Origin of the sequence: Mycobacterium sp. SMC-13 (assembly GCF_045311035.1) — a bacterium.
GTDB lineage: Bacteria > Actinomycetota > Actinomycetes > Mycobacteriales > Mycobacteriaceae > Mycobacterium.
Map to the genome: position 1 here is coordinate 40,525 of NZ_JBJIAI010000031.1, position 6,677 is coordinate 47,201.

The window sequence follows — 6,677 nt, forward strand, 5'->3', positions numbered from 1 at the left end:
GCCGTGACTGCCTACCACGCCGGTGAACTGGAAGTGCAGCGGCGCATGGGCCAGGCGGAGATCGCTGTCCGCGTCGGCCGGATGATCCGTACGGAGATTCCGGCCGCCGCGGCGGCCTTCCTGGCCGAACAGCCGATGGTCGTGCTCGCCGCGACCGACGACGCGGGCCGGGTGTGGGCCAGCCTGGTCACCGGTCCGGCCGGATTCATGCACGCCGACGCAGACGGGACCATCGCGGTCGGCGCTCTACCGGTACCAGGTGACCCGCTCCACGATGTTCTCCGCCGGCCGGATGAACAGGTCGGCATGATCGCAATCGAACCGCAGACCCGCCGCCGCATGCGGGTGAATGGGCAGGCCCGACCAACCGCAGACGGCCTGCGCATCCATCCCGACCAGGTGTACTCGAACTGCCCGAAGTACATCTCGCGCCGGCACATAGCTGGAGTCGACGAGGCGACGCACGGCCCGACTGTCCGCCACGCCGACGTCCTCGACGAGCGCCTGCAGCAGATCGTCGGCCGCACCGACACCTTCTTCGTCGGATCGGCCGATCCTGACGGAAACGCCGACGCGTCGCACCGCGGCGGCAATCCCGGCTTCCTGCAGGTGCTTTCGCCGAACCGGCTGCGCTGGCCCGACTACCGCGGCAACTCGATGTTCATGACGCTTGGCAACATCAGCGCCAACCCACGCTGCGGACTGCTGATCCCCGACTGGCAGACCGGGAACACCCTGCAGGTCACCGGCACCGCCGAGATCATCTGGGACGAAGGCCCCCAATGTTCGGTGGAGTTCACGGTCGACGAAGTGGTCGAGCTGAGCGACGTCAGTCCGCTGCGGTGGAGTCAGGCAGAGCTCTCGCCCGCCAACCCCATCTGACATCTACGGCGCGGCGTGCTCCTGCTGCGCCGCCTCGAGCAGCTCGCGGGCATGCGCGCGACCACTGTCGGTGTCGCCGAGTCCGGCCAGCATGCGGGCCAACTCGGCCACCCGGTCGTCATCCTCGAGGCGCACCACGCGGCTCGACTTCGGGCCGCTCTCCACCACCAGATGCACGTCGCCATACGCCGCGACCTGCGGCAGGTGCGTCACGACGATGACCTGGTGCGTGCGGGCCAGCCGGGCCAGGCGCTTGCCGATCTGCACGGCGGCGCGACCACCGACACCGGCGTCGACCTCGTCGAACACCATCGTGGTGCCCTCGACGGACGCCGACAACACCACTTCGAGCGCCAGCATCACGCGCGACAACTCACCACCGGACGCACTCTTGGCCAGCGGCAACACGTCCGAACCGCTGTGCGGCGTGAAACCGAACTCGACGGCGTCGACGCCATCGTGGCCGGCGTGCACGGCGGTGCCGTCGGGCAGCGTCAGCGGTGCGCTGTCGTCGGCGCGCGCCTCGAGCGGTGACACCGTGATGCTGAATCCGGCGCCACCCATCGCCAGTCCCGCGAGCTCGGCGGTCACCGCCTTCGCCAGCGACTTCGACGCCTTGGTGCGGGCCTTGGTGACCTCGGCAGCAGCCAGCACCACCTTGTCGTGCCGCTCGTCGACCTGCTTCTGCAGTTCGGCCAGGGCCTCTTCGGACACGTCGAGCTGGGACAGCCGCTGCCGGGCATCGGCGGCCCACTGCAATACCCCGTCGATATCGGCGGCATACTTGCGCGTGAGATTGCGCAGCTCCGCCTGCCGCGCCAGCTTGGATTCCAAAGTGCTTGCGTCACTGGGCAGCTCGGACAGGTAATCCCCGAGTTCGCCGGACACATCGCCGAGCACCGCCAGCGCCTCGCTCAACCGGTCGCCGAGCGCACGCAGCACGGCGTCGTCCGTCGCCGACAACACCGACTTGGCCTGCGCCGCGGCATCGAGCGCCGACGCCGCGTCGTCCGACGGACCGTCGCCGAGTTCCCCGGACAGCGCGGCGCGTGCGGTCTGTGCCGCGTCGCGCAGCGCGTCCAATTCGGACAGCCGGCGGATATCGGCCACCAATGCGTCGTCCTCGCCGGCCTCCGGCGCGACCGCGTCGATCTCCCCCAGACCGAACTGCAGCCGGTCGGCCTCCATGGCGAGATCCCGCGCACGGTTGCGCCGGTCGATCAAATCCCTTCGGGCGGTGAGCCATTCGTCCCGCAGCTTGCGGTACTTGGCCAGCAGCCCCGTCACGTCGACGTAGCGGTCCAGCGCGCCGCGCTGCTCGTCGGGGCGCATGAGACGCAGCTGGTCGTTCTGTCCGTGCAGGGCCAGCAGCTCGGTGGTGAACGTCGCCAGCGACTTCGCCGGCACACTGCGGCCACCCAGGTACGCGCGCGACGGCCCGTCCTTGCTCACCGACCGCGCGGCGATGACGCTGCCGTCGTCGTCGCGGTCCGCGCCGGAGGCCTCCAGAATCCCGTCGACCCGCTCGGACACCCCGTCGCCGAGTTCGGTTGTGGTGAAACGGCCTTCGACGACGGCGCGGGCCGAACCCGACCGCACCCGGCTGGGATCGGCGCGCGCGCCACCCAGCAGATGCAGGCTGGTGACCACCATGGTCTTACCGGTACCGGTCTCCCCGGTCAGCACAGTCAGACCACGGCCGAATTCGGCAGTGGCCGCACTGATGGCGCCCAGCGCCTCGATGCGAATCTCGGTCAGCATTACTGGCCGCGCCACCCTTTCACCGGCAACCGGAACTTGCGCACCAAACGATCAGAGAACGGGGCGCTGTCGAGACGAACCCATTTCAGCGAGGTGTCACACCGGGTGACCTCCAGCCGGCCGCCCGCCGGGACCACCATCTGGCGACGGCCGTCGCAGAACACCATGGCGTCATTGTTGCCCGCTTCGACCTCGATCGCGATCGCTGCGTCGGGGCTGGTCACCATCGGACGGGCGAACAGGGCGTGAGCGTTGTTGGGTACCACCAGGATTGCTTCCAGGTCCGGCCACAGAATCGGGCCGCCCGCCGAGAAGGCATACGCCGTCGAGCCGGTCGGGGCCGAAACCAGCACCCCGTCGCAGCCGAACGCCGACACCGGACGCCCGTCGACCTCGAGCACCACATTCAGCACACCGAACCGGCTGCTCTTCTCCAGGCTGGCTTCGTTGAGCGCCCAGCCGCGCTGCACGATCTCGCCGTCTACGCGGACCCCGATGTCCAGCGTCATCCGCTCTTCGACCCGGTAGTCCTTGTTGATGATGCGCTCGAGCACATGATCTATGGCCTCGGCCTCGGCTTCCGCCAAGAACCCGATATGTCCGAGGTTCACTCCAACCACGGGGATCTCGGCATTGCGGGCCAGCTCGGCAGCCCGCAGGAAAGTGCCGTCCCCGCCGAGCACCAGGACCAGTTCACAGCCCTCGGCCGCGTGGCTGTCCGGGTCGACGACCGTGATGTCGACACCCATTTCCCGCATGTGATCCGGTGCCAGGTGCAGCGCACCGCGGTCGACGGCCTCGGCGGCGAGCACGCGCAAACCGATTCCGTTGTCTCCCAGCACTTTTTCGACCCGGGTTGCGGTTTCGGTGGCTTCGTCGCGGCCGGTGTGGATCACCAGCAGGACGGTTCGTTCGCGCGTCACTGCGGCCCCTCGGCAACCGCGCGGCCGACGGCGGCGATGAGGGCGTCGTCCTTCAGCGGCTGATCAGTGGTGGTCCGTAGCCGCAGGAAGTACTCGACGTTGCCGGACGGGCCGGGCAATGGGCTGGCCGTGACGTCCACCGCATGCCAGCCGAGTTCGGCGGCCCGCCGCGCGACGGTCAACACCGCGTCGGCACGCAATTCCGGGTCGGACACCACACCACCGGCCCCGACCCGGTCCTTGCCCACCTCGAACTGCGGCTTCACCATGGGAACGATATCGGCTAGGTCCGACGCACATGCGGTCAGTGCCGGTAGGACGGTGGCCAGCGAGATGAAGGACAGATCGGCCACCACCAAGTCGACCGGACCGCCGATGGCCTCGGCCGTCAGCTCCCGCACGTTCGTCCGCTCCATCACGATGACCCGATCGTCGGACCGCAACGACCAGGCCAGCTGCCCGTAACCGACATCGGCCGCGACGATCTCGCGTGCTCCGCGGTCGAGCAGCACTTCGGTGAATCCACCGGTGGACGCACCGGCGTCCAGGCAACGCCGTCCCTCGGGTGACACGCCGAACGCATCGAGGGCACCGATCAGTTTGTGGGCACCACGGGACACCCAGCTGCGTTCGGTGGATTCGGCGACCAGGAGATTGGCCGCGGGTGTGACGGCCGTCGATGCCTTCGATGCCCGCATGCCGTCGATCGTCACGCGGCCGGCCTCGATCAGTTCGGCAGCTTGTTGACGAGACCGGGCGAGCCCCCGCCGGACGAGTTCGGCATCAACACGTGCGCGTCGCGTCACGTGCTCTTCACCCCTTCTCGACCGATTCCAGGGCCCGGACCAGCAGATTGTGGGCGTGGTCCAAACCCGCCGCGACAGCCTCGAGGTCCGGCGTCTCGTCACCGTCACCAGACAGATCCGGCAGGTGGGACAGCAGGACCGCGATATCTTCGCGGATCTGGTCAGGATCGGTACTCATAGCGATGTTCACGCTAGCGGATCGGTGCCGTCGAGCAGCGACCACCGATCCAATGCGGCACGTGCCGTGTCGTCCCCCGCGGTGATACGCACCCGGCCGGAGACGGCGCCCGCCCATACGGCGCCGGCCGTCGCGCGGACCACCGACAACTCGTCGCCGACGGATTCGCCGGTGGCGTGCACGGTGACATCGTTGCCCGACATCTCGACCCGCCACGCGGGATGCGGCCCGACGCGCAAGGCATCCGAAGACACAGCCAACGAGCGCAGATCGGGCGCCAGGAAGTCGGGGCGCTCGGCAGGGATGGCATGCACCATGTCGGCTGCACTGTTCACCCCGGTCAGCACCATCAGGCTGGGCAGGCCGGCAGCGTTGGCCCCCGCGATGTCGGTGTCCAGCCGGTCCCCGACCACCAACGGGGCCTCGTACCGGCCGCGGGCCAGAGCGTCGTTCATCAACGTCGGCTGCGGCTTGCCGGCGACCTGCGGCACCTGTTCGGTGGCGGTCTGCAGCGCGGCGACCATCGAGCCGTTCCCCGGCAGCAGTCCCCGCTCCGACGGCAGCGTCTTGTCGCTGTTCGCCGCCACCCACAGGCCTCCGGCCCGGATGGTCAGCGCGGCTTCGGCAAGGTCGGCCCAACCGGTCTGGGGCGAATGGCCCTGGACCACCGCGACCGGGTCGTCGCTGAACTGCCGCACGGGCTCCAGACCGACATTGGTGACCTCGGCAGCCAGCGCTTCGGTTCCGATAACCAGCACCTTGGCGCCTGCGGGTAGTTGCAGCGCCAACAGATGCGCCGCACTCTGGGCGCTGGTCACCACGTCATCGGCATGCGCGGAGAAACCGAGCGCATCGAGATGGTCGGCCACCTCGGCCGGGGTTCGAGACGCATTGTTGGTCACGTAGAGCTTGCGGGACGTGATCGCGGCAAGGGCATCGACAGCGCCTTCGGTGGCCTCATGACCACGGAAGACGGTGCCGTCGAGATCCAGGAGCAGACAGTCGTGCAGCTGAGCCAGCGTCGCCACGTCAGCCCAATTCGGCGACGCGGTCCTCGGCGTCCGTGACGCCTTCCAGGTCCGCGGCCGCCGCGTGCAGGAACCACTGGAGTGCGTCGTTCTTGCGGTCGAGGGCCAGCAGTGTCTCGGCATACACGTAGAACAGGCGAGCCGCGGTCTGGCCCGTCCGAGTGGAATCCAACGGTGGGTTCGACAGCAGCGCCAACGCCTGCGCCGGCTGGCCCAGGTCGCACCGCGCACCGGCCAGGACGATCTTGAGTTCGTCGGCGTCGTCACCGGTGAGCTGCTCGGCTTCAGGACTGCGGCCCAACTCGATGGCGCGCTCGGGGCGGCCGACACCCCGCTCGCAGTCGGCGATCAGGGCCAACAGCGGGGACTTGCTGCCCATCCGTCGGGCCGCACGCAACTCCGACAGGGCCTGCGCCCAGTCACCGCAGTGATAGGCCGCGATACCGACGGCCTCACGGATCGCCGCGATCCGCGACGCCCGGTTTCGCGCGGCACGTGCGTGCTCGAGAGCGGCCTCCGGATCTTCTTCCAGCAGGTCGCCGGCCATGACGAGGTGTTTGGCCACGTAGTCCGCGGTCGCCTTGTCGAGGGTCGTCAGTTCACGACGGACCTCGGGCGAAAGCTGCTTGGCTTCGACGTCGTCGGGCAGCCGGGGACCAGACGGGCGATCCGACGCTTCGTCACGGAACTGCGGCGGCCGGCCGTTCCGATCTGAACCGGGGCGTCGGGGGGCCTGCGTGCGGTCACGCTGGGGGCGCTGCCCCCGTCGTGCGTCGCCGTCGTCTCTGCGCGAGGGGCGACGATCGCCGCCCTGCCTGTTGTCGACCACTGGAACCTTTCCCTACGAAATCTCAGGTCAGAATACGGCCCGATCTGTCACCGGCCGAACTTTGCTCGCGAAACTCGCCCTCCGGGCACCGGCGCCGAAGCAATCGGCTGCCGGCCCGGGGCACATTTCCGAGCCGAGAAATGGAAATTCCTCAAATAGAATCACCCCCCACATAAATGTGGGGGGTGATTCCTAATTTGTGTTCGGCGGTGTCCTACTTTTCCGCCCGTGCAGGGCAGTATCATCGGCGCTGGCAGGCTTAGCTTCCGG

The 6,677-nt window shown here is 68.6% G+C and carries 7 protein-coding genes; 1 reads left to right on the forward strand and 6 read right to left on the reverse strand.

Annotation, left to right across the window (positions count from 1 at the left end):
* Nucleotides 1-45: 45 nt before the first annotated feature.
* Nucleotides 46-882, forward strand: coding sequence for a pyridoxamine 5'-phosphate oxidase family protein (locus ACJH6I_RS28485; protein ID WP_406784982.1), 837 nt, complete (start codon nucleotides 46-48; stop codon nucleotides 880-882).
* Between the two features lie 3 nt (nucleotides 883-885).
* Here the strand turns inward: ACJH6I_RS28485 and recN are convergent, their stop codons facing one another.
* From recN to ACJH6I_RS28515, 6 genes are read right to left on the reverse strand one after another with little or no spacing between them, the layout of a single operon-like run.
* On the reverse strand, nucleotides 886-2,643 hold the full coding sequence (gene recN / locus ACJH6I_RS28490) for a DNA repair protein RecN (protein ID WP_406784978.1): 1,758 nt from the start codon (nucleotides 2,641-2,643) through the stop codon (nucleotides 886-888).
* Complete coding sequence (locus tag ACJH6I_RS28495) at nucleotides 2,643-3,566, reverse strand: NAD kinase (protein ID WP_406784979.1); 924 nt, start codon at nucleotides 3,564-3,566, stop codon at nucleotides 2,643-2,645. The genes recN and ACJH6I_RS28495 overlap by 1 nt, the downstream gene beginning before the upstream one ends.
* Nucleotides 3,563-4,372 carry a TlyA family RNA methyltransferase gene (locus ACJH6I_RS28500; RefSeq protein ID WP_406784980.1) on the reverse strand — a complete coding sequence of 270 codons (810 nt, stop codon included), beginning with the start codon at nucleotides 4,370-4,372 and terminating at the stop codon, nucleotides 3,563-3,565. The genes ACJH6I_RS28495 and ACJH6I_RS28500 overlap by 4 nt, the downstream gene beginning before the upstream one ends.
* 7 nt (nucleotides 4,373-4,379) lie before the next feature.
* A complete protein-coding gene (locus tag ACJH6I_RS28505; protein WP_204158606.1) occupies nucleotides 4,380-4,550 on the reverse strand; it encodes a hypothetical protein in 171 nt (56 codons plus the stop codon).
* 8 nt (nucleotides 4,551-4,558) lie between these two features.
* A complete protein-coding gene (locus ACJH6I_RS28510; protein ID WP_061007157.1) occupies nucleotides 4,559-5,578 on the reverse strand; it encodes an HAD-IIA family hydrolase in 1,020 nt (339 codons plus the stop codon).
* A gap of 1 nt (nucleotide 5,579) precedes the next feature.
* On the reverse strand, nucleotides 5,580-6,407 hold the full coding sequence (locus ACJH6I_RS28515; RefSeq protein ID WP_082934674.1) for a tetratricopeptide repeat protein: 828 nt from the start codon (nucleotides 6,405-6,407) through the stop codon (nucleotides 5,580-5,582).
* Nucleotides 6,408-6,677 lie beyond the last annotated feature (270 nt).

What these genes read in the sequence shown, in the direction of transcription:
- ACJH6I_RS28485 (WP_406784982.1), top strand. Translation starts at nt 46, where the DNA reads ATGGGCCAGGCGGAGATCGCTGTCCGCGTCGGCCGGATGATCCGTACG.
- recN (WP_406784978.1), bottom strand. Translation starts at nt 2,643, where the DNA reads ATGCTGACCGAGATTCGCATCGAGGCGCTGGGCGCCATCAGTGCGGCC.
- ACJH6I_RS28505 (WP_204158606.1), bottom strand. Translation starts at nt 4,550, where the DNA reads ATGAGTACCGATCCTGACCAGATCCGCGAAGATATCGCGGTCCTGCTG.